The organism is Ferruginibacter profundus, assembly GCF_054783275.1.
On the sequence record NZ_BAAGQW010000002.1, the window covers coordinates 637,901 to 661,314 of the forward strand.

A 23,414-nucleotide genomic window follows, 5' to 3' on the forward strand; every position below is an offset into this window, starting at 1 on the left:
GCCGGGAACAAAAAATTAAACCCCCAAATTTATGTGTGGAATTGTAGGTTACACCGGCCCTCGTGAGGCATATCCGATAATTATAACCGGTTTAAAACGCCTGGAGTATCGTGGCTACGACAGCACAGGCGTAGCGCTCTTAAATGGCGGCCTTAAAGTATATAAAAAGAAAGGCCGTGTGGCCGAGCTGGAAGAAAGCATCATTGGTAAAGACCTGCATTCGCATATAGGCATCGGGCACACCCGCTGGGCCACACATGGCGAACCCAGCGACAGGAATGCACATCCGCACACCAGTGCCAGCGGTAAACTGGCCATGATCCACAATGGTATCATTGAGAATTATGCCCAGATAAAAAAAGAACTCTCCAACAAAGGATACAATTTTACCAGTGATACCGATACCGAAGTATTGCTGAATTTTATTGAAGATATCAAGACCAATAACCATTGTACACTTGAAGAAGCTGTGAGAGTGGCCCTAAAAAGAATTACCGGTGCCTATTGTATTTTATTGATTGACCAGGACGACCCGGAAACTATTATTGCCGCAAGAAAAGGCAGCCCCCTGGTAATAGGTGTAGGCAAAGGAGAACATTTTTTAGGCAGTGATGCCAGCCCGATGCTGGAGTACACCAAAGAAGTAGTGTATGTAAACGATTACGAACTGGCCATAGTAAGGCCCGGTGAGCTGATACTTAAAAACTTAGGGAATGAAAAAATAACTCCTTTTATTACCAAACTGGATATGGAGCTGGCAGCTATTGAAAAAGGCGGCTACGACCATTTTATGCTGAAGGAAATTTTTGAACAGCCCGCCACCATCCATGATTGCTTAAGAGGAAGATTGGACGCTGCGGCAGGTACCATTACGATGAGTGGTGTAATGAATAATATTGAACATTTTAAAAATGCCAGCCGTATTATTATTGTGGCCTGTGGCACCAGCTGGCATGCCGGTTTGTTGGCTGAATATGTGATAGAAGAACTGTGCCGCATTCCGGTTGAAGTGGAATACGCCAGCGAATTCCGTTACCGCAACCCCATCATCAACAAAGGCGATATCATTATTGCTATCAGCCAGAGTGGCGAAACTGCGGATACTTTAGTAGCCATTGAAAGAGCCAAAGAAAATGGCGCCATCATTTTTGGTATTGTAAATGCCGTGGGTTCATCCATAGCAAGAATAAGTGACGGCGGCGCCTACACGCATGCCGGACCGGAAATTGGTGTGGCTTCTACCAAAGCTTTCACGGGCCAGCTTGCGGTGATTATGATGATGGCATTAAAAATTGCCATTGAAAAAGGCACCATCACGCAAGAGAGGTACAAAGGTTTGTTATTAGAACTGGATGCCGTTCCGGAAAAAGTGGAAGCACTTTTAAAAAGTGCCGGCCTTATAAAAGCCATTGCTGAAAAATATAAAACTGCAGGCGATGCTTTATTCCTGGGCCGTGGCTATAACTTCCCCATTGCATTGGAAGGTGCATTAAAGCTGAAAGAAATTTCTTACATACATGCAGAAGGTTATCCTGCTGCCGAAATGAAACATGGCCCTATTGCATTGGTGGATGAAAACCTGCCCGTTGTTTTTGTAGCCACAAAAGATAGCTACCACGAAAAAATTGTGAGCAATATGCAGGAGATAAAAGCCCGTAAAGGAAAGATCATTGCGGTGATAACGGAAGGCGATGATGTAATTCCCGGCCTTGCCGATGATGTATTTTATGTGCCGCCTGCTGATGAAATTATTGCACCCATGTTAAGTACTATCCCTTTACAATTACTGAGCTATTATGTAGGTATTGCCAAAGGCGTGGATGTAGATAAGCCGCGGAATTTAGCAAAGAGTGTAACCGTAGAATAATGGATAATGGTATAATGAATAATTAAAAATGTTTTAAAATTGTTATACCACTTTTATTCTGCAACGGTATTTATACTGAATACGATTGTATTAAATTTACTAACCTGTACAAGTAGAGGTCTATAAGTTGGATACATTATCCATTATCCATTATCCATTATACATTAATTAATTATCCATTGCTTAATGAACATCATCCAAAAACACCCGGTTAATAATCTCGGCTACAATTTTGTAGCCCCACAATTTATTCCCAAAGGCAAAGACGAATACCATTTACGTAATGCACAGAATCGAAATGGTATCAGCTACCGCAAACTTATTGCGCAGGAAATTGAAATTTTAGTACGCAACCGCAATACATCTGATGACTGGAATAATATCCTCGTCTCTTCTTCTTTTAATGCCGAGCTGGTAAAAAACTGTAAGTTTTTTGGCCTGGTTAGAATTGGTAAGCTGGAATCTTTTTACCTGGAGTTTCATAATTTAAGAATGGCGGTGGGTTTATACAACAGTACCATCATCAGTTGCGATTTTGGTGACAATGTTTGTGTGGATAATGTAAATTATCTCAGCCACTATATTATTGGTAACGAAGTGATGATTGCCAACGTAAATGAATTAGCAACTACCGATAAAGCAAAATTTGGTAACGGCATTTTAAAAGAAGGCGAATTAGAAAGAGTAAGAGTATGGCTGGAATTGTGTAACGAAAATGGTGGCCGCAGTGTGCTGCCATTTGATGGCATGCTTGCAGGTGATGCCTGGTTATGGAGCAAGTACAGGGATGACGAAGCTCTATTAAATAAATTTAAAGAGTTTACAGAAAATATTTTTGATAAACAACATGGGCATTACGGTAAGATCGGCGACAGAACCGTGATCAAAAATTGCAAGATCATTAAAGATGTACTGGTGGGCAGCGATGCCTATTTTAAGGGCGCCAATAAATTGAAAAATCTTACGGTTAATAGTGATCAAAACAGAACCTCGCAGATTGGAGAGGGTTGCGAAATTGTAAACGGCATTGTAGGTTATGGCTGCCGGATTTTTTATGGCGCCAAAGCCGTACGCTTTGTAATGTCTTCCCATTCGCAGTTAAAATATGGCGCCAGGCTCATCAACTCTTTCCTTGGTAACAATTCCACCATTTCCTGTTGCGAAGTATTGAATTCGCTGATTTTTCCTGCACACGAGCAGCATCATAATAATTCATTTTTATGTGCCGCTGTAGTAATGGGACAAAGTAATATGGCTGCCGGCGCTACTATCGGCAGTAATCATAACAGCCGTGCTGCAGATGGCGAAATTATTGCGGGGCGTGGCTTCTGGCCCGGGCTATGTGTAAGTTTAAAACACAATTCTAAATTTGCATCCTTTAGTATCATTGCCAAAGGAGATTTCCCTGCTGAATTAAATATTCCTGTTCCTTTCAGTTTGATCAGTAACGATGTGGCCAATGACACCTTACAGGTGATGCCTGCCTACTGGTTTATGTACAACATGTATGCGCTGGCACGTAATGCACAAAAATATGTTGACCGTGACCGAAGGACTGAAAAAATACAACACATAGAATACGATTACCTGGCACCGGATACCGTAAATGAAATGTTTGAGGGCTTAAAAATATTAGGCAGTTTGCACCCCGATGCAGAAGGCAGCGCTGAAATAACCGGTTGGGAAAATACCCACCGTAAAACCAAAATATTAAAAATACCACAGGCTGTTCTGTTGTATAAAGAATTGATTCAGCATTATGGAGTGATGGAATTATTATTGCACCTGCAGCAAAATAAATTTACCGGTTTTGATGCCTTTAAAAAATCGCTCTCAGCAAAAATACAACGCAGCCAATGGCTGAATATCGGCGGGCAGCTGATACAAAAAACTGCAGTTGAAACAGTAAAGCGCAATATTAAATCGGGCAAAGTAAAAAGCTGGGATGAGTTACATGATTTTTATCGCCAGCAAGGTAACGCTTACACGAATGACAAATTAAATCATGCCTACACTTCCCTCCTGGAAATATTGCATATCACGCCCAAACAATTTACGCCGGCATTATTTAAGCAATTACTGCAGCAGGCACTGGTTACCAAAGAGTGGATGTGCAAAGGCATTTTCGACAGCAGGGCAAAAGATTATGGCAATGCTTTTAAAAAGATGGTATACGATACCAATGAAGAGATGAACAATGTAGTAGGCAGGCTGGAAGACAACAGTTTTATACAACATCAGTTAGGTGAGCTGGATGAAATGAAGAAGCAGGTAAGAGCAGTTATACGAAAAATGAAGCTCTGATTTTATGCAATTGTTATATTTACATCATCCTCATAAAAAATATAACATGAAAAAAATAATCTTATTCTTCGCCACTTTTTTATTGACCGGTGTACTTACTGCCCAAAATACACAACCTGGTTGTTATCCTTTTCCAAAAACAATTTCAGTAACCGGCAGTGCCGAAATGGAGATCATTCCGGATGAGATCTATGTTCAGGTAGATTTAAGGGAATATAAAAAAAAGGGGGAAGAAAAAACCGACCTCGATAAGATCAAAACCGATTTTTTAGCCAGCTGCAAAATCATTGGCATTGCCGACAGCAATATTTCTGTAGCTTCATACGACGGCTATAACATGGCCACAGTATGGAGGCGCAAAAAGAAAGACCCTGATATGATGGCTGCCATAACCTATCAAATTAAATTCAGCAATACTAAATTAATTGATGACCTGGTGAACCGGCTTGATGATGAAGCCACCAGTAATTTCAGCATTACACGAACCTCTCATAGCAAGATAGCAGAGTACAGGAAACAGCTTAAGATAATGGCAGTAAAAGCAGCAAAAGAAAAAGCCGGATACCTGACTGAGTCTGTAAATGAAAAACTGGGTGAAGCCATTACCATTGCAGAGCCGGATGAGTCGGTAAGTTCCGATGTTTTGGCCGGAAGAAATAAGGGGTATTACAGCAATACCCAATACATGAAAGAGTTAAAGTTGGATTCTTTTGGTGGCATTGCAGATGGCGGTATTGACTATCGTAAGATAAAGTTGCGCTTTGAAGTAAAGGTTTTATATGCTATAAAATAGCAGCATTTCTTTAATATTTTTAAGAAGACAGCTTTTGAAAAGCTGTCTTCTTAATTAAAACTTATCTTTGTTCTTCAATTTTTTAATGTGAAAAAACTTCTTTTCAGTTTATTATTTACAGGTATTTTATTTGCGGCTAAAAGCCAGACTGTTGCGCAGATAAAAAAAGTGTTGGATACCACTACTAACCCAATCGGCTTTGTAAAATTTGTATTGAAGAAAAAATATTTTATTGATACGGTTGCGGTAGTTACTACCAACGCCTTTATGGGTAAGGCCGACAGTCTTGCTTATAAGGGCAAGGTAGGCAAAACCTACGGCCCTTTTAAAGGCGAAAACATTTTAGTAAAAATTCTATTCAAGGCGCCCAATACTTTTTATCATGTTACGCATATTGTATTGGACACGTCTACTTACAGCCAGCGCTTTGCCACCTCACTGGCAGATACCATCATGGAAAAAATAAAATCGGGCAGAGCCACATTTGCTTCTATGGCCAGTACGTATAGTGCTGACCCGGTTTCCAAAGTAAAAGGCGGAGATTTAGGCTGGTTTGTACGTGGTGTAATGTTGCCTCAGCTGGATGAAGCCATTGCGGCTCATAAAAAAGGAGAATTATTTACCGTTTGGACGCCGGCGGGTTTGCACATTGTAAAAATTGCAGATAATCCTAAAAAGGATGTGGGCTATGCATTAATGCTGAGGGTGATATTGTAGGCAGAGATTGTTTTTAATTGCTTCTTCTTTTCATGGTGGCTGGTGAAGACACCCGCTACTGGAGACACCGGCAACGGAACAGCTACAAGGACCAAATACACGGGCTATGAAAACTACTATTGATTGCATATTTTTATCCTCATAAAAATATTTTATGCCCGATCAGCTGCAGGAATTTAACAATGAAAATGGTTGCCCAAAATGCGGCAGTGAATCAGTATCTCCTGTAAGATATACCTGGTGGGGTGGTTTACTGGGCCCTAAAATGTTTCACCATACCAAATGTGAAAGTTGTGGTTACCGTTACAATAGCAAGACCAGAAAGTCGAACACCAGTGCTATAATTATTTATTCCGTAGTACTTTTTGTAATTGCGTTTGCCTTGTTTTATTTCCTCAGGAATTCGTATCGCTAGTTTTAAAGCAGGCTTTCATCAATAATTACCTGGGGATTGGTCTCGGTAATTTGTTGCTTCAATCCTTCCCATTTTTCGCTTTCCAGCGAATTTTTAAAAAATGGGATATATCTTGTTTTATTATCTGCATCTATAGCTGTAATAATGTAACAATAATACCTTACACTTCCATTACGATAGTATCTTGTAACATCCCTGGCAATAGCGACCATATTACGGTAGGATATTTTTATTTTTTTGGGGCCGATGTAAATGGCCTCAGTGTCATACTGAAAATCGGATTGATTACCGCTTTGAAGATAAATTACTAAAACTATAAGGAGAACAAGAAAAATATAAGGGAGCAAATACATTACTGTTTTTATTTCTTATCTAAAAACCATTCCACAGCCAGTTCATATCCTTTCAATCCCAAACCGCTTATAACTCCTTTGGCTTTTGCAGAAACGTGAGAGACCTTTCTGAATTCTTCCCTGCCAAAAATATTAGAGATGTGTACTTCAATTACCGGGGTAATCACAGCAGCAATGGCATCGCCAATGGCAACAGAAGTATGCGTATATCCGCCGGGGTTAAAAATTATACCTTCTGAACTAAAACCTACCCTTTGTATTTCGTTAATTAACTCGCCTTCTACATTACTTTGAAAATAGGATATTTCAAGGTTGGCATATTTATCATGCATGCTCTTTAAAAAATTATCGAAAGATTCGCCCCCGTAAATGTCCACTTCTCTCGTTCCGAGCAGGTTTAAATTTGGTCCGTTGATGATCGCTATTTTCATGATATGAATTTCACTTATTAATACCAATTACACTAATTAAAGATAATTTACACGAAAGCCCTATTTTAATTAGCGTTGATCAGGTTTATAAAATCATCAAATAAATACCTGCTGTCGTGTGGGCCCGGTGTGGCCTCAGGATGATATTGCACAGAAAAAGCCGGTTTATCTTTAAGCCTGATGCCTTCGATGCTGTCATCATTCAGGTTTACGTGTGTTATCTCCACATTTGCATTGGCACGCACAGCTGCAGGGTCAACACCAAAACCATGGTTCTGTGTAGTGATCTCACTTCTGCCGCTGATGATATTTTTTACCGGGTGATTTAAGCCACGGTGGCCATGGTGCATTTTAAAAGTAGGGATATCGTTTGCCAATGCCAGTAACTGGTGGCCGAGACAGATACCGAATAAAGGTTTATTAGCCGCCAGTATCTGTTTCACTGTTTTAACGGCATAATCCATTGGTGCAGGATCGCCGGGGCCGTTGCTGATGAAATACCCCACCGGTTTAAATGCTTCCAGTTTTTCAAAAGAAGTTTTAGCAGGATGTACTTTCACATAAGCGCCTCTTTCCACCAGGCAGTTCAATATATTTTTCTTGATACCAAAATCCAATACTGCAATTCTCAACGCACTTGTTTCATCGCCCAAAAAATACTCTTCCGTGGTGCTCACTACAGAAGCCAGTTCCAATCCATCCATAGAAGGCACTTTTTTTAACGCTGCTTTTAATTCAGCTACATCCAATACTTCGGAGGATATAATACAATTCATGGCGCCCTGTGTGCGTATATGAGCTACTAATGCCCTTGTATCAATACCATCAATAGCAACTATCTGCTGGGCTTCAAAATATTCCTGTAAAGAGGCGTCAGCCATAAAGCGGCTGTATTTTTCTTCCAGGTTGCGGCCGATCACAGCTTTTACTTTTACGCCATCGCTTTCTACATCGCCGGCTTTTACACCATAGTTACCGATGTGTACACTGTTCATGATCAATACCTGGCCATAATAACTGGGGTCAGTAAATACTTCCTGGTAGCCCGTCATGCCGGTATTAAAACAAACTTCGCCTGTAGAGGTACCAATTTTACCAAATGCTTTACCATAAAAAACGTTGCCGTCTTCTAAAACTAAAATTGCAGGCTTTGAGGAGGTGTTAGACATTAATCAAAAAGTTTTGCAAAGAAACTAATTCAATTGCGTAATGAACAAATAAAATTTTTCACATTATTTTTTTAAGCCGTCTGACCGTTCGTAACCGTCCGACGGCTTAAAAAAAAGCTCCGATAATACTATCAGAGCTTTTAATATAAACAGTTGGTTTCAATTTATGCTTTTTCTTCGGTTGCGGTATCAGTTGCAGGAGTTTCAGCAGTTGCAGTAGTATCTGCGGCAGCTTCTTCAGTTGCTTTCTTTTTAGCACCACCGGCCCTACGTGTTTTTTTAGCAGGTTCTGCAGCAGCTTTAACACCTTTACCGTAAATCTCGTTAAAGTCAACCAATTCAATCATTGCAATTTCAGCATTATCACCAGCTCTTGCGCCCAACTTGATGATACGTGTGTATCCACCCGGGCGTGCAGCAACTTTTGGTGCCACTACAGTAAACAATTCTTTTACAGCAGCTTTATCATTTAAGTAGCTGAACACAATACGGTGATTGTGCATGATGGCTTCTTTGCTGGCAGTGTTCTTTGTTTTGGTGATCAATGGCTCGATGTAAGTACGCAAAGCTTTTGCTTTAGCCAATGTAGTAGTGATCCTTTTGTAAGTGATCAGCTGGCAACCTAAGTTCATCAATAACGCTTTTCTGTGAGAAGCCGTTCTGCTAAGGTTGTTGTTTTTGTCTCCGTGACGCATGACATTTTAATTTTAATTTCCTTCACACCGTGTCAGGATTTGTGAAGTACTGGTTATAAAAAAAGCTACTGGCTTTGTAGCCAATAGCTGTTAAAGAATTTATTCGTCGTCTAATTTTAATTTGCTCAGATCCATACCGAAGCTTAAGCCTCTTTCATGCAATACCTGTTCAATTTCACTTAAAGATTTCTGGCCGAAGTTTCTGAATTTCATCAGGTCTTCTTGTTCGTACTGTACCAGTTCGCTTAAAGAGTTGATCTTAGCTGCTTTCAAACAGTTGAAGGCACGTACTGAAAGGTCCAGATCTTCCAATGGTGTTTTCAACATTTTGCGTAATTGCAAAGTTTGTTCGTCAACCAGGTCTTCCTTCTTATCTTCTTTAGTATCAAAAGTGATGTTTTCATCAGTAATGATCATCAGGTGCTGAATTAAGATACGGCTGGCTTGTTTTACAGCTTCTTCAGGATGAATAGTACCGTCGGTAATAACTTCCATGATCAGTTTCTCAAAATCGGTACGTTGTTCAACACGGGTATTTTCGATAGTGTATTTTACATTCTTTATCGGAGTGTAAATAGCATCTACAGGAATATAACCGAAGTGAGAACTTTTTTCTTTATTTTCTTCCGCTGGCACATAACCACGGCCTTTACCAATAGTGATCTCGATATCCAGTTTTGCACTGCTGTCCATAGTACAGATCAGCAATTCAGGATTCATTACTTCAAAAGAAGGTGATGCTTCACCAATCATTGCTGCAGTAAATTCTGATTTATTTTTTATTGAAAGGGTAACTTTTTCCACGTTAATATCCTGATCTACCTTTCTTTTAATACGAACTTGTTTAAGGTTCAATATAACTTCAGTTACATCTTCGGTAACACCTTTAATGGTTGCAAACTCGTGGTCGGCACCAGAAATGTTTATACCGATGATAGCATAGCCTTCCAGAGAGTTTAATAAAACCCTGCGCAAAGCATTACCGATAGTTACACCATAACCAGGTTCCAGCGGACGAAATTCGAAGTTGGCTTCAAATTCAGTTGCTTTTTGAAGAACGATCTTATCAGGTTTAACAAAATTTAAAATTCCCATATTTAAATTATTAATTGTTATTTAATGATTGATTAAAGGGGCAGAACACGCCTGAAGCGTGCTCATACATGCAATTCTTATTTAGAATACAATTCCACAATCAACTGCTCCTTAATATTTTCAGGAACGCTTTCTCTTTCAGGATAAGCAATAAAAGTTCCTTTGGTATCAGCTTCGCTCCAGTCTAACCAGTTGAACTTAGCATTTTTACCACGCAGGTTGCCGGTGATAGCAACATTAGCAGCACTTTTATTTTTCAAACCAATCACATCACCCGGTTTGCAGCTGTAAGAAGGCACATTCAATACTTCACCATTTACAGTGATGTGTTTGTGAGATACCAACTGGCGTGCGCCCTGGCGGCTTGGAGCAATACCCATACGGAAAACGGTGTTGTCTAAACGGGCTTCCAATAATTTGATCAGGTTTTCACCGGTAACACCTTTACGGCGTGCAGCTTCATCAAATGTTTTGCGGAATTGTTTTTCCAGCAAACCATAAGTATATTTTGCCTTTTGTTTTTCCCTTAACTGTAAAGCGTATTCGCCTAAAGTTTTGCGCTTACGTGTTGCGCCGTGCATACCCGGAGGGTTGCTGTTTTTTGTTAACCATTTACCATTACCGGTAATAGGTTCGCCAAAAATTCTTGAGATTTTTGTTTTGGGGCCTGTGTAACGTGCCATAATTGTAGTACTGGTCTTTTAGTGTCGGTGCATCATTATAAAGACCTTTTAAAATGAATAATGCACCCAGTTAATAATTATTTTAGATTTATGATTTGGAATTTATGATTTCTTTCAAATTCAATTTTCTTCTGTATCCTCTTGCTGTATAAGGCTGAAGGAAATCAAAAATCATATATCCTACATCAGAAATTGTATTAAACTCTTCTTTTCTTTGGAGGACGACATCCGTTGTGTGGCAAAGGGGTAACATCTTTGATCATTGCTACTTCAATACCATTCTGAGATAAAGAGCGGATAGCACCTTCACGGCCGCTACCTGGTCCTTTTACATAAACGTCCACTCTTTTTAAACCGGCATCAACTGCAGTTTTTGCTGCATCTGCACCTGCCATCTGAGCTGCATACGGTGTATTTTTCTTACTACCCCTGAAACCCATTTTACCAGCGCTTGACCATGAAATAACCTGGCCCTGCTTATTGGTTAAACTGATGATGATGTTGTTGAAACTTGCTACAATGTGAGCGTCTCCGTGACTGTCCACTTTTACTACTCTTTTCTTTGCAGCTGCTTTTGCGCCTTGAGCTTTACCGCCCTGTGCTTTTGCCATAAATAATTTTAAATTAGGTAATCTTAAAAAATATTTCCCGGTTGTTACCGGGATTGAACCAACCCTCCTGCTGACTTATAAAGCGATCCGGCGTTTGTTCAAAAAAACTAAGTCTATATATAAAAGAATGATGCGCCGATTACAAAATCAGCACATCATTAGATTATCAGATTATTTTTTAGCCACTTTCTTCTTACCGGCAACTGTCTTACGTTTACCTTTTCTTGTACGGCTGTTGGTACGTGTACGCTGACCACGTAAAGGCAAACCTTTACGGTGACGTAAACCACGGTAGCAGGCGATATCAAGCAAACGCTTAATGTTCATCTGTGTTTCACTACGTAAAGCACCTTCAGTTTTAAATTCACCGGCAATGATATTACGGATGGCGGTTTGCTCATCATCATTCCACTGGTTAACTTTCTTACTCAGGTCGATACCTGCTTTAGTTAAAATATACTGGGCGGTTGAACGGCCAATACCATAAATGTAGGTAAGTCCTATTTCGCCTCTTTTACTTTTTGGTAAATCTATACCGGCAATACGAGCCATATTTTTATTTTAGATTTTTGATTTGCGATTTATTCGGATTTCAGATTGCCGATTTTAGATTTTATTGACGTTCGATATAATTCCGAAATCTAAAATCTACAATCGTAAATCTGCAATTGCACTATCCTTGCTTTTGCTTAAAACGAGGATTCTTTTTGTTAATAACATACAGCCTTCCTTTCCTTCTCACAATCTTACAATCAGCGCTGCGCTTTTTAATTGATGCTCTTACTTTCATGATGTTGTTTTTTGTCGTGAGTTGTGAGTGGTAAGCCGTGAGTTAAAGAACCAGGTTCTGCTCACGCCTGACGATTCACGCCTGACGTTTTTATTTATATCGGAAAATTATTCTTCCTCTTGTTAAGTCATAAGGGCTCATTTCCACCCCTACTTTATCCCCCGGCAAAATACGGATGTAGTGCATACGCATCTTGCCCGAAATCGTTGCTAAAATTTCGTGGCCGTTTTCTAACTTTACTTTGAACATAGCATTGCTTAATGCTTCAACTATTGTTCCGTCTTGTTTAATAAGTGCCTGTTTAGCCATAATTTTGGGAGCGCAAAGATAAGAAGATATATTTAATATTTATCAACAAAATTGCGATATTTACCAACAAATCAACTATTTTTCCCCATGAAGAAGACTTTTTTAGCTTTTTTAGCGCTGGCAATTGCCGGAATTTCATGTAAAAAATCTGATTCCACGCCTGCTGAGGCCGAAAAATATATGGACCTTACCGCCGGAACCACCTCAAAATACCAGCTCACCAATAATCTAACTGCCTCAGTAACAATCAATACGGTAACTTCCACCAACCGGGATAGCACTATTGGCAGCAAGGTTTACCATGTTTTTACCAACAGTAATGGTACGCCCAACGAATATTATAATATTACCGGCAACGATTATTATACTTTCAGGAGCCTGGGCGCTGCCCTGGGCAATCTTACGGTGGAAAGTATTTATTTAAAAGATAATGCAGCTGTCGGGGCATCCTGGAGCCTGCCGGTGAATGTACCCGTACCCGGATTGGGCACGGTACCTGTTACCTTAACTAATACCATTGCCGAAAAAGGGACCGGCAGAACCGTAAATGGAGTTGCTTATACCGGGGTTATTCACATCACCACCACAATTGCTGTTACCGGATTGCCCCCCGGCTCAGTAACTTCTGATATACAATCTTACTATGCCCCTAAAGCCGGGCTGATTGAAAGCAAGTATAAAGTAAGCGTTCCCTTACTAACGGTAAATGTAGATCAGAATACGATCCTGATTCAGTAAGCATTTTATTTATACATCAGTTTACAGGTTTGCTTTTCTTTGGTTGAAAGATCAGTTACTGTTAAGATATAAACCCCACTGCCCATTGCCGCATTTCTCGGGTACTCAATTACCCTGTTTTGAATATCCGTATAAATTACCGACATTATTTTTTGCCCCACCATCGTTTTAATTTCCACCAGGTAATTTTTCGGCTCTGTGCTTCTTATGGTGATCTGCAATTTGCTTTCTACCGGGTTGGGGTAAACAGTAATATCAATCCTGGTATTCTTTATTAAAACTGTATTGCTGTATTTAATACGGTTATTTGAAGTAACCATTTTAAGCCGGTAATAATTATTTGCTGTTAAAGGATCTTTATCGATAAACGTATTGGACAGGCCTGTTGTATTATTGAAAGTTCCGATTGTGGTAAAGCCGGTATTGTTGCCCACACTTTTTTCCAGGTAATATTCTTTTATACCGGCATGATCACTATTCCAATAAAGGCGGTTACCATCGGGTAGTTTTATGCCACTCAGCGTTATATCACCAACCGGCAAAACAAATCCGCAAAAACCGGTTAATACATAGTTGGCATACTTTGTAAGGCAGCCGTTATTAACCACAATCTTGCAAAAATACCTGCCGGTATCAGCCAATGAAAGGCTTGGGAAATATAAGCCCGGGCCTGTGCCTACAATGATGCTATCGTTAGGTACAACCCTTTTGTACCAGGTATACACTGCGCCTGCAACGGAATCTACCCTCAACGTTAAAGCATGATTAAAACATTCGATAGTATCTGCAAATACAAGAAAATTAGCCAGCGGCAATACACTTACGTCATATAAACTGGCATTGCCACAACCATCCACCACCCTTAATCTTATCAACGAATACACAGTACCATTATTGATAGAAAAAACAGGGCTTGCCTGTGGCGCTGTAATAATGCTGGGAGAAGCCGGTACGCTTCCGATAATTTCATAAGTGTACGGGCCTACACCACCGGTAACTTTCACACTTACATTAAAGCTGTTATTATCGCACTGGTAGGCATTGGTACCTGACAGAACGGGGAAAATATAGGGTTTTACCAATGCAGTATCGTTTACATATTTAGCGCAATTTTCAATGTATGTTTCAAAAATATAAACACCCGGACCAAGATTGAGGAACGTATAATTATAGCCGGAAGAGGAGGATGCATTAACCGAAACCGGAACACCATCTTTTTTAATGATCTTGGGTGTTATATTGCCGCCAAGATTGCTGGTAATACTAACCAATATATCTGCTGAACCATTTGGCCATATACCCGAAGGGCACTTAGGCGTAACTGTTACCAACCGGTTTGCTATACTAATACTTGGCGCAATGTATACCGAGTCTTTACTTCCGCATTGATCTGTTACCACTACTTTGTACTTTAACGGCAGTAATAAGCCGGGTACATTTACAAAAGTGTAACTGCTGCTGCCGGTTGTTACTGTTTGCATCAATACTCCGGTTGGCGCAAACAAAGAAAGTGTATAGGCCGGTATGCCCGAGTTAATGGTTACTTTTATTTCAGTAGTACCCAGTATGAGGCATGATTTTTTTGCCGACAAACTGATACTGGCCGGTACAGGCAACACGGTAAAGCAGCGGGTAATAACCGTATCGTAACAAGCCGGGTTGTTTTGAATTTTTATGCAATAATTACCAAAAGGCAGATTGGTAAATACGCCGCTTGTATTACAACTCAGCAATACGTTCATATTATCGTATATGCAGTACTGTGGCTTACTGATATTTACCTGGCCGGTTATTGTAGCGGTAAAATCAGTACAGGTTTTGTTACTGATGGAAACGCTTGCCGCTACCGAAGGTTTTGGCCTGATAACAGTAAAACAGCGGGTTATTGTAGTATCATAACAGCCAGGATTATTTATTACATCAATACAATAAGTACCATAAGGTAGATTATCAAAAATACCGGTTGAATTACAGATGATCAAAACGTGTGCTGCAGTGTACAAGCAGAACTGCGGATTATTTAAATGAGAAGTATCCCCGACAATTACCGTAAAAGTTAAACACGTAAGATTTGTTATTGTAACATTCGGGCCTACATAAGGAACCGGCCGTGTAACCGTGAAACATCTTATGATAGTTGTATCAAAGCATGCCGGGTTATTAAAGATTTTAATGCAATACTTTCCAAATGGCAAATCAGTAAAAATGCCTGTGGAATCGCAGGTTATTAAAACATTAGCGGAATCGTACAGGCAATAGTACGGATCGTTAAGATTGACCTGCCCTGTAACGGTTACTGTAAAACCTTTGCAGGTGGTGGTAATTTTTACATTGGCATCAACCGATGGTACCGATTTATTAACGGTAAAACATCTTATAATGGTTGTGTCGTAACAATTATCTTTTATAGTGATACAATATGATCCATAAGGCAACAAATTAAAAACCCCGGTTGTGTTGCAGGTAATTAATGTGTGCAGGTTGTCGTAAATACAATATTGCGGATTAGTTAAATTCAACTGCCCGGTTACAGTAGCGGTAAAAGTAGAACAGGCTTTATTGGTTATGGTTATTGCTGCATCTACTTTCGGTACAGCAGTGTCTTTCCACACTACTGATTTAATGTTGCCGCAATTATCTTTTACAAATAACTGAACGGTGTGTTTATTGGCGATATAATATTTAAAGGTATTGGACGAAAACCAGGTAGTATCACCCGGGGTAATTGACGCTCCATATAAAAACCCGTTAAAGACAGTACTCGGTGTTACATTTCCCCTGCTGTCTTTTAAATTGATGGTCACTGAAATACTATCGCAACCAATTTTAGTAACGGTATAATTGTTGATCCACCAATCGTAATTGAGAATAGTAACATTACGGGTTTGCAATGCCCCGCAGGAATCGCTGAGCTGAATAAGATAACTGCCACTTGTTAATCCTGTAAAAACACCGGCTGTACTTACCGTGCCCACCCCTGAAGCAGAAGGTGCAATTATTTTGTATGAAAATGGCGCTCGGCCAAAAGTCTGGCTAGTTACCGTTATTGTGCCGTCGCTTCCGTTAATGCAGGTTACATCGGTAGATACCATTGTAAAATTAGGTGCCACATAATCGCCATCAATGGTTACACTATCCTGGTCGTATACACAATTGGTAACCACGTCTTTTACAGTGATTAAATACCGGCCAGCCGATAATCCTGTTATGAGGCTGCTGGAGGTATAATTGGTCAATACCGGCCCGGAGGCTTTGTATTGATAAGTGCCCGATCCGCCGGTGGCATTAATTTGTACTGTACCGGTAGCGGCGCATCTTGATTCGGTTGTTTGGTACGTTGCCGTTAATGAACTACAGTTTTGTGAAAGTGTATGTTTAGGAAGAAGTAAAGCAGGAATTAATAGTAAAAAGCAAAGTACCGTTAAGTATAGTTTATTCATTCAGTAGGATTTGGTACAACAGGTGAACGTTGTAGTTTTTTGCTTATTGTACCAAAGAAATTAATTATGCCACTGCTAGTAAAAAAAGATGATTTGTTATAGGTAAACTACATTAAAGGATGTAAAAAAACAGTGGCACGCAAGGTAGTTTCCCGGTTAAACTGCTGCTATTAAGAAAGTGTTTTTACTAGTAGTTTTACCGAACGTTATGCCATTAAAAAGCCGCCATTAAAATGGCGGCTTCAATTCAATATGATATATTTTCAGTCAAATGTTTCGTCGTTCAAATGTACTTTGGTCATATCATAAAAATGATTTTGTAACTGGTGCAGGGAAATGGGTTGTGCGATATGCCTTCTTTCGTCACGATACCATATCTCCAGTTTTGAAAAATCTCCTTTTGCCGGCAGCATCATTCTGAACGCACCTTTCATATACTTTACTGTACCGTCTTCATTTTCGTGTTTGTGAAACCTGAGTTTTTCCAACTGGGCATCATCAAGAGGAATAGCGCTCAGTTGTTCTGTTTCGTACCAGAAATCCTGTGCACCGGTGTTAACACAAACTTGTTTTTCGGTGTGGTTCAGGTCAGTTACTTCGCCCTGTTTTTTGTCGCCATCATTATCAGCGATAAGGTAATCGCCTACTTTAATTTCATTGAATTTTATCATAGCAAATCGTTTTTATTTATCCGAATATAAGAAAAATTTCACAAAAATCAAGTGCGTTTACGATAGCTTAACACTGCCCAGCAGTTAAAGAAAACAGCAAAGCCAAACATTTTAAGCAAATGATACTTTATGTCTGCCAGTGAACTGCCTTTTAAAACCACCATCCGCATCACTTCAATAAAATAAGAAACGGGGTTGAAACGGGTGATCCACCTGGCCCATTCGGGCATACTGTCAATAGAGGTGTACAGGCCGCCAAGTAAAATAAAGATCATCATGATGAAGAAAGATAACAACATAGCCTGTTGCTGGTTGGAAGAATAGGTGGATACCAATAAACCCAAACCCAGCACCGCCAGTAAGTACACGGCAGCAAAAATATAAATGGTAATAAAACTGCCAACCGGCACGATGCCATAAAATAATCTTGCGATGGAGAGACCGATTGTAAGCACCACAAAACCTAAAAGCCAGAATGGAATTAATTTACCCAATATAAAATGATATTTCTTTATTGGCGTCACGTTGATCTGTTCAATGGTACCGATCTCTTTTTCTTTTACAATATTAATGGCGGTAAGATTGGTACCTACCATCGTTAATAAAATTACCAGTATGCCGGGCACCATAAAATATTTATAATTCATCAACGGGTTATACCAGTTGGAAGAAGTGATCTCTACCTGTGTTTCGGGACTGAACCTTGGAAACTGGATCCATGCTGTTCGTACTGTTTTGTTATAATCCTGTATGATCGTTCTTAAATAGGCCCCGCCTAAACTTGCTTTAACACCATTGATGGCATTCATGGCCATAAATAATTGAGCTTCATTTTCCTTTACCAGGTCTTTTTCAAAATGACCGGGAATCTGCAATACGAGGTCTGCTTTATCTAATTCAATTTGTTGTAAAGATTGGTCGTAAGAGGAGTTGTAGGATGCCAGGTTAAAATATCCTGATGCCGTGATTTTATTAATTAATTGCCGTGAATATTCTGAATGGTCCTGGTCTACCACCGCCAGTTTAATATTTTTTATTTCATAGTCTGCCGCCCACGGTAAAATGATCAATTGAATAACGGGCATGATCAGTATCAATCGGATAATTGCCGGGTCCCTGAAGATCTGCCTGAATTCTTTTTGCAATAAAAATCTTATTGTTCTCATGCCAGGCGGATTTTAAATTTCTTAATAGCCATCGTCAATAAAAAAATCATCATCCCGGCAAGGATCAGCGTTTCCTTCCAGATAGCTTTTAAACCGAGGCCTTTTATCATTACCGATTTTACAATGATGTAATACCATTTTGCAGGAACGATGTTTGATACCGTACGCAAAGGCAAGGGCATATTTTCGATAGGGAACATAAAACCACTCAGCATAACGGTGGGTAAAAACAAAGCAATTAATGAAATGAACATAGCGGATTGCTGCGAATTTACTCCGGCAGAAATCAATAATCCTAATGACAGTGATACCAGCGTAAATAAAATACTTTCGAATGCCAATAAAAATATACTACCGTTAATGGGCACTTCCAATACAAATACGCTCAGCAATAAAATGGTGGTGATATTTACCATTGACAATAATAAATACGGAACTGCCTTTGCCAGCACCACTATTTGTGGCCGCATGGGTGACACCAGCATAATTTCCATGGTGCCCATTTCTTTTTCCTTTACGATGGTGATGGCTGTCATCATAGTACACACTAATAGCAATACCATTGCCATAACACCAGGTACAAAGTTAAAAGCTCCTTTCAATTGGGGATTATACAACATCCGCATTTCGGTATTGATGGTGTAAGGAAGTTTTCGGTTGTTAGTGATCCGGTTCTGATAATCGATGATTACAGCAGCAGCATAGCTGGTTAATGTATTGGCCACATTAGGATCAGATGCATCTGCAATGATTTGCACCTGTGCTTTATTCAAATGCTGCAGATCTTCATCAAAATGCGGAGGCAGAATAATGGCCAGTTTGATCGTCCCTTTTTTAAATTCTGCTTCTACCTGATTATAGTTGGTCAGGTTCTTTTCTATTTCAAAATAACGGCTGGCGCTGAACTGTGCAATCAATGAAGTAGTGGCAGCATCTTTTGAATTATCGAGTACCGCAATTTTTGCATTCTTTACTTCATTGGTTAATGCAAATCCAAAAATAACGATCTGCACTACCGGCATACCCAACAGGATAAACATGGTACGCTTATCCCGCCAGATGTGGAAGAATTCTTTTTTTACGAATGCGAAAAATTGTTTCAAAATTTAGTTTTTATATTTCCATTTTAAAATTCATTATGAATATACCAGGCAATTTATAACACAGAGTTTCACGGAGAGAAAGCACAGCGATACTATTATTACTCTCTTTACCCATCAATTCTCGTTGCTTTTCTTGCCAATTTTAAAAACACCTCATCCATGGATGCTGCACCATGCATTATTTTTAATTGTGATGGTGTATCCAGTGCTTCTATTTTTCCATCTACCATTATACTTACCCTGTTGCAATATTCTGCTTCGTCCATATAATGCGTGGTAACAAAAATGGTAATACCAAGTGCCGATGCCTGGTAGATCATATTCCAGAATTCTCTTCTTGTAACAGGATCAACACCACCGGTGGGCTCATCTAAAAAAACAATTTCCGGCTCATGAAAAATCGCAACCGAAAAAGCCAGTTTTTGTTTCCAGCCCAGTGGCAAAGACCTTACCAACACGTTGGCCTCTTTTTCCAGGTGCAGGTGATTTAAAATAAAAGCCGTCTTGTTTTTAATGAATGTATCTGACTTACCATATATGCCGCCATAAAACTGCATGTTCTCTTTTACCGTAAGATCATCATACAAAGAAAATTTCTGGCTCATGTAGCCAATACTTTTTTTAATTTTTTCGTTGTCTTTATACACATCTAATCCTGCAACAGTGGCTTCACCTGAAGATGGAAGTGATAAGCCGCACAGCATCCGCATCGCTGTTGTTTTTCCTGCGCCATTGGCACCAAGAAATCCAAATATCTCTCCTTTATTTACTTCAAAGCTGATATGGTCAACAGCAATGAAATCGCCAAAGCGTTTGGTGAGCTGGTCAGCAGTTATGACTTTGTTATTACTCATTTAATTTTTCATTAGTGCAATAAAACAATCTTCAATATCCGGCTTTGTTTCATGCAGCATGATATTTTCTCCCGGCTTTTGCCGGATAAAATTTTCCAGTGCTTCTTTTCCTGATTTATTTTTCATTACCACATGATGATACTCTCCAAATGGATATACATCTTTTACAAAATCTTCACCTTTCAATTCATTTAACAAGTGAAGCATGGAAGAAGATTTAACAGCCCATAACGGATCAGAAAAATCGTTAACGATACCTTCCGGTGTATTGATAGAAAGTACATTGCCGTTTTGAAGCAAGGCTACCCTGTCGCATAATTTTGCTTCATCCATATAAGGTGTTGAAACAAGAATAGTAATACCCTGTTGCTTTAAGCCCTTCAGCATTTCCCAGAATTCCTTCCGGGAGACTGCGTCCACACCTGTGGTAGGTTCATCTAAAAATAATACTGACGGCCGGTGTATTAATGCACAACTCAATGCCAGTTTTTGTTTCATACCGCCGGAAAGCTTACCGGCTTTTCTTGTTTTAAACGGCTCAATTTGTACGTAAATATCTTTTATCAAATCATAATTCTCATCGATACTGGTATTAAAAATAGTAGCAAAGAAGTTCAGATTTTCTTCCACCGAAAGATCGGGGTACAAAGAGAATTTACCCGGCATATAACCCACTCGTTTTCGTATCGCTTTATAATCTTTCGCCACATCAAAACCGTCAACAGTTGCAGTGCCGCTGTCAGCCAGTAACAAAGTTGTAAGTATTCTGAACAGGGATGTTTTACCGGCACCATCAGGACCAATGATACCAAACAGTTCCCCCTGCTCCACATTAAATGAGATATTATTTAATGCGGTCACATCTTTTTTCTTACCGTAGGTCTTAACAATATGTTCAACTGTAACTGAAGGCATTTTATTTATTTACAAACTTTATTTACTTTATCAACTCTATTTACTTTGCCTCCCGCAACAACACTTCGCCATACATACCTATTTTTAAAAAGCCATCATTCTTCACTTTTATTTTTACCGCATACACCAGGTTTGCCCTCTCCTCCTTTGTCTGGATGGTTTTGGGTGTGAACTCTGCTTTATCTGCAATCCAAGTGATGGTACCACTGTATTCCTTAGATTTTTTTTCACCATCATCAATCAGCACTTTAACTGTTTGCCCCAGTTTTACCTGCGGCAATTGAATACCGGAGATGTAAGCTCTTAAATTTAATGAAGAGAGATCTGCGATCTTATACAACGCTTTTCCTGATGCAGTGATCTCTCCCTGTTCGGCATATTTTGTAATAACCGTACCGCTTACAGGATTGATGATATTAGCTCTTTGTGCCTGGTCCTGCAATTGTGCTACTCTTTTTTTCAAAGGATCGGCCTCACTTAAAATACCGCGGTTTTGTGTGGCAACATTATTGCGTTGTACATTGATCTGCTGTTGTGTAACACTTAATTGTTTACGGGCCACATCAATCTGTGCATTCATATCATCTAATTGCTTACCGGTTGCGGCATCTGCTTTTATCAAATTTTCAATCCTTGTTTTTTCGTGCAATAAATTATTCAGCTGCGATTGCTGTACTGCCAATTGATTTTGCAACAACTCTACCTGTGGTTGTACATTAGCTGTTTTTTCATTCAATGCTTTAATACTGGCTTCCACCTGTTCCTGCTGAAGCGAAATATTTTTTGCATCTACAATACCCACTACACTATCCTTTGAGATCTGCATACCTTCCTGTACAGTAAACGACACCAATTTACCGGGAAGTTCAGATGATACGATCACTTCATCCGCTTCAAAAGTACCGGTGGCATCGGCATTACTGGCGGCATTTTTGCAGGCAGCAACAGTAAGTAATAAAAAAATGGCTGTTATAAAATTTACTTTCTTCATAAAAAAGTGGTTATTGTTTTCCTGAAATGGTCTGGTAATTGATTTGCGCCTGCAGCAGCTGCACCTGGTGCGTAATTAAAGATTGCCTCGCCTGGTCTTCTGCATTTACTTCACGTAAGTAATCATTGGCGGTGATCACACTGTTTTCCAACTGTGCTTTTGCTGCATCCTTTACTTTTATTCGCAGGTCGATAATTTCGTTATCCTTTTCAATTAATTTTTTAAGTTTATCCACTTCTGCCTGTTGTTGTTGCAGGGAAGTATTGGTATTGAGTAAAAAAGTTTCTTTCTGAATTGCTATACTTTTCTTATTTATATCAATTAACTGCTTATCATTTTTCCTGGTGTACAAGCCCCCGAAATTCCAGTTCAACCTGACACCGGTGGTATAAAAAAAAGCAAACTCATTTTTTAACAGGTTTAATCCCGGCCGGCCATAACCGCTTTGTAAAAAAACGCCTGCCTTTGGTTTATTACGGCTGTCAATTAATTTATACTGCCCATTCAATAATTGTTCCTGTGTGGTATAAAATTTCAGTTCGGGCCTTTGTATGTCATTGGTGATTGATGTTGCTGATACTATTGGTTTTTCTAACTGTGTATTTTCGGCTAAAGATTGATTAATGAACAAACCTAACACATCGATCAAACCTTTCCGGGAAGATTGCAATTCTATTGCCCGTTGATCTGCTTTCAGCAATTCTGCCTTTAATACATTCAGGTTAGACCTGAAAGCTACACCGTTATCTACCTGCGCTGCTGTTTTTTTAATGCCGTTATTCAGATCTTCTTTTACAAGGTCCACCTGTTTCAATTGTTCGTCCAGGTACAAAACACCTAAAAACAATTGATTAATCCTTTCTTTCAATTTGTATAATTCCACTTCAATTTTTTGTTGTTCCGAAGCATTGTTTAATTGCTGGATATTTTTTTGTTCCCTGGTAGTGCCACCGTCATAAATGAGTTGATTAACATCAGCCACAATTTTATACTGGTCTTTTGATGGCGGCGTAATACTGATGCCCGGGAAAGGAATGCTCACTTGTGTAACGTCAGATTGGTAAGTGGCTTGCCCGCTTACACTGAATTGTGGCAAAAAACCTTTGCTTAAATTATCAATATTGATGCTGCTGGTTTTTAAAACCAGGTCACGCTGTTTTATTAAAGGATAATTTTGCGTGGCAAGATCATAGGCCTTTGTAAGGCTGAGCGTTTGTTGTTGCGCCTGCAATAAGGCAGGCAGGGCCAACAGTGTCAATAGTATCCGTTTCATATACAACCAGTGGTTGATTTTACAAGAAAAA

Annotated in this window: 24 protein-coding genes; 6 read left to right on the plus strand and 18 right to left on the minus strand. The window is 39.5% G+C overall.

What is annotated here, in order from left to right; genetic code table 11:
- Positions 1-31 precede the first annotated feature (31 nt).
- The 5 genes from glmS (at position 32) to ACYVM0_RS12975 (ending at position 6,096) form a co-directional block, all read left to right on the plus strand.
- Positions 32-1,867 (plus strand): glutamine--fructose-6-phosphate aminotransferase, encoded by a 1,836-nt coding sequence (gene glmS, locus ACYVM0_RS12955; protein WP_460557707.1) that lies wholly within the window; start codon positions 32-34, stop codon positions 1,865-1,867.
- A 186-nt stretch (positions 1,868-2,053) separates the two neighbouring features.
- Positions 2,054-4,171, plus strand: a complete 2,118-nt coding sequence (locus ACYVM0_RS12960; protein WP_460557709.1) for a DUF4954 family protein — start codon at positions 2,054-2,056, stop codon at positions 4,169-4,171.
- A 46-nt stretch (positions 4,172-4,217) separates the two neighbouring features.
- Positions 4,218-4,964: an SIMPL domain-containing protein gene (locus tag ACYVM0_RS12965; protein ID WP_460557711.1), complete on the plus strand. Its 747-nt coding sequence runs from the start codon at positions 4,218-4,220 to the stop codon at positions 4,962-4,964.
- Positions 4,965-5,051: 87 nt separating this feature from the next.
- Complete coding sequence (locus ACYVM0_RS12970; RefSeq protein WP_460557713.1) at positions 5,052-5,681, plus strand: peptidylprolyl isomerase; 630 nt, start codon at positions 5,052-5,054, stop codon at positions 5,679-5,681.
- A gap of 154 nt (positions 5,682-5,835) precedes the next feature.
- Positions 5,836-6,096, plus strand: a complete 261-nt coding sequence (locus tag ACYVM0_RS12975; RefSeq protein ID WP_460557715.1) for a hypothetical protein — start codon at positions 5,836-5,838, stop codon at positions 6,094-6,096.
- Between the two features lie 2 nt (positions 6,097-6,098).
- Here the strand turns inward: ACYVM0_RS12975 and ACYVM0_RS12980 are convergent, their stop codons facing one another.
- The 10 genes from ACYVM0_RS12980 to infA all read right to left on the minus strand — a co-directional run bounded on the left by ACYVM0_RS12980 (position 6,099) and on the right by infA (position 12,232).
- Positions 6,099-6,449 carry a hypothetical protein gene (locus ACYVM0_RS12980; RefSeq protein ID WP_460557717.1) on the minus strand — a complete coding sequence of 117 codons (351 nt, stop codon included), beginning with the start codon at positions 6,447-6,449 and terminating at the stop codon, positions 6,099-6,101.
- An 8-nt stretch (positions 6,450-6,457) separates the two neighbouring features.
- Entirely contained in the window at positions 6,458-6,880 is a 423-nt protein-coding gene (gene aroQ / locus ACYVM0_RS12985) for a type II 3-dehydroquinate dehydratase (protein ID WP_460557719.1), read from the minus strand.
- Between the two features lie 65 nt (positions 6,881-6,945).
- A complete protein-coding gene (gene carA, locus ACYVM0_RS12990; RefSeq protein ID WP_460557721.1) occupies positions 6,946-8,049 on the minus strand; it encodes a carbamoyl-phosphate synthase small subunit in 1,104 nt (367 codons plus the stop codon).
- A 164-nt stretch (positions 8,050-8,213) separates the two neighbouring features.
- Complete coding sequence (gene rplQ, locus ACYVM0_RS12995; RefSeq protein ID WP_460557723.1) at positions 8,214-8,744, minus strand: bL17 family ribosomal protein; 531 nt, start codon at positions 8,742-8,744, stop codon at positions 8,214-8,216.
- A 99-nt stretch (positions 8,745-8,843) separates the two neighbouring features.
- A complete protein-coding gene (locus tag ACYVM0_RS13000) occupies positions 8,844-9,839 on the minus strand; it encodes a DNA-directed RNA polymerase subunit alpha (protein WP_430987087.1) in 996 nt (331 codons plus the stop codon).
- Positions 9,840-9,916: 77 nt separating this feature from the next.
- Complete coding sequence (gene rpsD / locus ACYVM0_RS13005; protein WP_430987086.1) at positions 9,917-10,522, minus strand: 30S ribosomal protein S4; 606 nt, start codon at positions 10,520-10,522, stop codon at positions 9,917-9,919.
- 197 nt (positions 10,523-10,719) lie between these two features.
- On the minus strand, positions 10,720-11,133 hold the full coding sequence (gene rpsK, locus ACYVM0_RS13010) for a 30S ribosomal protein S11 (protein ID WP_430987085.1): 414 nt from the start codon (positions 11,131-11,133) through the stop codon (positions 10,720-10,722).
- 171 nt (positions 11,134-11,304) lie between these two features.
- A complete protein-coding gene (gene rpsM / locus ACYVM0_RS13015) occupies positions 11,305-11,685 on the minus strand; it encodes a 30S ribosomal protein S13 (protein WP_430987084.1) in 381 nt (126 codons plus the stop codon).
- 121 nt (positions 11,686-11,806) lie between these two features.
- Positions 11,807-11,923, minus strand: a complete 117-nt coding sequence (gene ykgO, locus ACYVM0_RS13020; RefSeq protein WP_255154769.1) for a type B 50S ribosomal protein L36 — start codon at positions 11,921-11,923, stop codon at positions 11,807-11,809.
- A gap of 90 nt (positions 11,924-12,013) precedes the next feature.
- Positions 12,014-12,232, minus strand: a complete 219-nt coding sequence (infA, locus tag ACYVM0_RS13025) for a translation initiation factor IF-1 (RefSeq protein WP_255154770.1) — start codon at positions 12,230-12,232, stop codon at positions 12,014-12,016.
- An 87-nt stretch (positions 12,233-12,319) separates the two neighbouring features.
- Between infA and ACYVM0_RS13030 the strand changes: the two genes are divergently transcribed.
- A complete protein-coding gene (locus ACYVM0_RS13030) occupies positions 12,320-12,970 on the plus strand; it encodes a hypothetical protein (protein WP_460557728.1) in 651 nt (216 codons plus the stop codon).
- Positions 12,971-12,975: 5 nt separating this feature from the next.
- Here ACYVM0_RS13030 and ACYVM0_RS13035 read toward each other — a convergent pair whose 3' ends face one another.
- The 8 genes from ACYVM0_RS13035 to ACYVM0_RS13070 form a co-directional block, all read right to left on the minus strand.
- On the minus strand, positions 12,976-16,410 hold the full coding sequence (locus ACYVM0_RS13035) for a hypothetical protein (RefSeq protein WP_460557730.1): 3,435 nt from the start codon (positions 16,408-16,410) through the stop codon (positions 12,976-12,978).
- A 263-nt stretch (positions 16,411-16,673) separates the two neighbouring features.
- Complete coding sequence (locus tag ACYVM0_RS13040) at positions 16,674-17,081, minus strand: hypothetical protein (protein WP_460557732.1); 408 nt, start codon at positions 17,079-17,081, stop codon at positions 16,674-16,676.
- 47 nt (positions 17,082-17,128) lie between these two features.
- On the minus strand, positions 17,129-18,247 hold the full coding sequence (locus tag ACYVM0_RS13045) for an ABC transporter permease (RefSeq protein WP_460557734.1): 1,119 nt from the start codon (positions 18,245-18,247) through the stop codon (positions 17,129-17,131).
- Positions 18,244-19,350, minus strand: coding sequence for an ABC transporter permease (locus tag ACYVM0_RS13050; protein ID WP_460557736.1), 1,107 nt, complete (start codon positions 19,348-19,350; stop codon positions 18,244-18,246). The genes ACYVM0_RS13045 and ACYVM0_RS13050 overlap by 4 nt, the downstream gene beginning before the upstream one ends.
- 107 nt (positions 19,351-19,457) lie before the next feature.
- Entirely contained in the window at positions 19,458-20,204 is a 747-nt protein-coding gene (locus ACYVM0_RS13055; protein WP_460557738.1) for an ABC transporter ATP-binding protein, read from the minus strand.
- Positions 20,205-21,119, minus strand: a complete 915-nt coding sequence (locus ACYVM0_RS13060; RefSeq protein WP_460557740.1) for an ABC transporter ATP-binding protein — start codon at positions 21,117-21,119, stop codon at positions 20,205-20,207. It lies immediately after the preceding gene.
- A 40-nt stretch (positions 21,120-21,159) separates the two neighbouring features.
- Entirely contained in the window at positions 21,160-22,110 is a 951-nt protein-coding gene (locus ACYVM0_RS13065) for an HlyD family secretion protein (protein WP_460557742.1), read from the minus strand.
- Between the two features lie 10 nt (positions 22,111-22,120).
- Positions 22,121-23,383: a TolC family protein gene (locus ACYVM0_RS13070; protein ID WP_460557744.1), complete on the minus strand. Its 1,263-nt coding sequence runs from the start codon at positions 23,381-23,383 to the stop codon at positions 22,121-22,123.
- Positions 23,384-23,414 lie beyond the last annotated feature (31 nt).

Bases quoted from the DNA above. Each gene is read 5' to 3' on its own strand.
- glmS (WP_460557707.1), top strand. From the start codon at position 32: ATGTGTGGAATTGTAGGTTACACCGGCCCTCGTGAGGCATATCCGATA.
- ACYVM0_RS12960 (WP_460557709.1), top strand. From the start codon at position 2,054: ATGAACATCATCCAAAAACACCCGGTTAATAATCTCGGCTACAATTTT.
- ACYVM0_RS12965 (WP_460557711.1), top strand. From the start codon at position 4,218: ATGAAAAAAATAATCTTATTCTTCGCCACTTTTTTATTGACCGGTGTA.
- ACYVM0_RS12975 (WP_460557715.1), top strand. From the start codon at position 5,836: ATGCCCGATCAGCTGCAGGAATTTAACAATGAAAATGGTTGCCCAAAA.
- ACYVM0_RS12980 (WP_460557717.1), bottom strand. From the start codon at position 6,449: ATGTATTTGCTCCCTTATATTTTTCTTGTTCTCCTTATAGTTTTAGTA.
- aroQ (WP_460557719.1), bottom strand. From the start codon at position 6,880: ATGAAAATAGCGATCATCAACGGACCAAATTTAAACCTGCTCGGAACG.
- carA (WP_460557721.1), bottom strand. From the start codon at position 8,049: ATGTCTAACACCTCCTCAAAGCCTGCAATTTTAGTTTTAGAAGACGGC.
- rplQ (WP_460557723.1), bottom strand. From the start codon at position 8,744: ATGCGTCACGGAGACAAAAACAACAACCTTAGCAGAACGGCTTCTCAC.
- ACYVM0_RS13000 (WP_430987087.1), bottom strand. From the start codon at position 9,839: ATGGGAATTTTAAATTTTGTTAAACCTGATAAGATCGTTCTTCAAAAA.
- rpsD (WP_430987086.1), bottom strand. From the start codon at position 10,522: ATGGCACGTTACACAGGCCCCAAAACAAAAATCTCAAGAATTTTTGGC.
- rpsK (WP_430987085.1), bottom strand. From the start codon at position 11,133: ATGGCAAAAGCACAGGGCGGTAAAGCTCAAGGCGCAAAAGCAGCTGCA.
- rpsM (WP_430987084.1), bottom strand. From the start codon at position 11,685: ATGGCTCGTATTGCCGGTATAGATTTACCAAAAAGTAAAAGAGGCGAA.
- ykgO (WP_255154769.1), bottom strand. From the start codon at position 11,923: ATGAAAGTAAGAGCATCAATTAAAAAGCGCAGCGCTGATTGTAAGATT.
- infA (WP_255154770.1), bottom strand. From the start codon at position 12,232: ATGGCTAAACAGGCACTTATTAAACAAGACGGAACAATAGTTGAAGCA.
- ACYVM0_RS13030 (WP_460557728.1), top strand. From the start codon at position 12,320: ATGAAGAAGACTTTTTTAGCTTTTTTAGCGCTGGCAATTGCCGGAATT.
- ACYVM0_RS13035 (WP_460557730.1), bottom strand. From the start codon at position 16,410: ATGAATAAACTATACTTAACGGTACTTTGCTTTTTACTATTAATTCCT.
- ACYVM0_RS13040 (WP_460557732.1), bottom strand. From the start codon at position 17,081: ATGATAAAATTCAATGAAATTAAAGTAGGCGATTACCTTATCGCTGAT.
- ACYVM0_RS13045 (WP_460557734.1), bottom strand. From the start codon at position 18,247: ATGAGAACAATAAGATTTTTATTGCAAAAAGAATTCAGGCAGATCTTC.
- ACYVM0_RS13055 (WP_460557738.1), bottom strand. From the start codon at position 20,204: ATGAGTAATAACAAAGTCATAACTGCTGACCAGCTCACCAAACGCTTT.
- ACYVM0_RS13060 (WP_460557740.1), bottom strand. From the start codon at position 21,119: ATGCCTTCAGTTACAGTTGAACATATTGTTAAGACCTACGGTAAGAAA.
- ACYVM0_RS13065 (WP_460557742.1), bottom strand. From the start codon at position 22,110: ATGAAGAAAGTAAATTTTATAACAGCCATTTTTTTATTACTTACTGTT.
- ACYVM0_RS13070 (WP_460557744.1), bottom strand. From the start codon at position 23,383: ATGAAACGGATACTATTGACACTGTTGGCCCTGCCTGCCTTATTGCAG.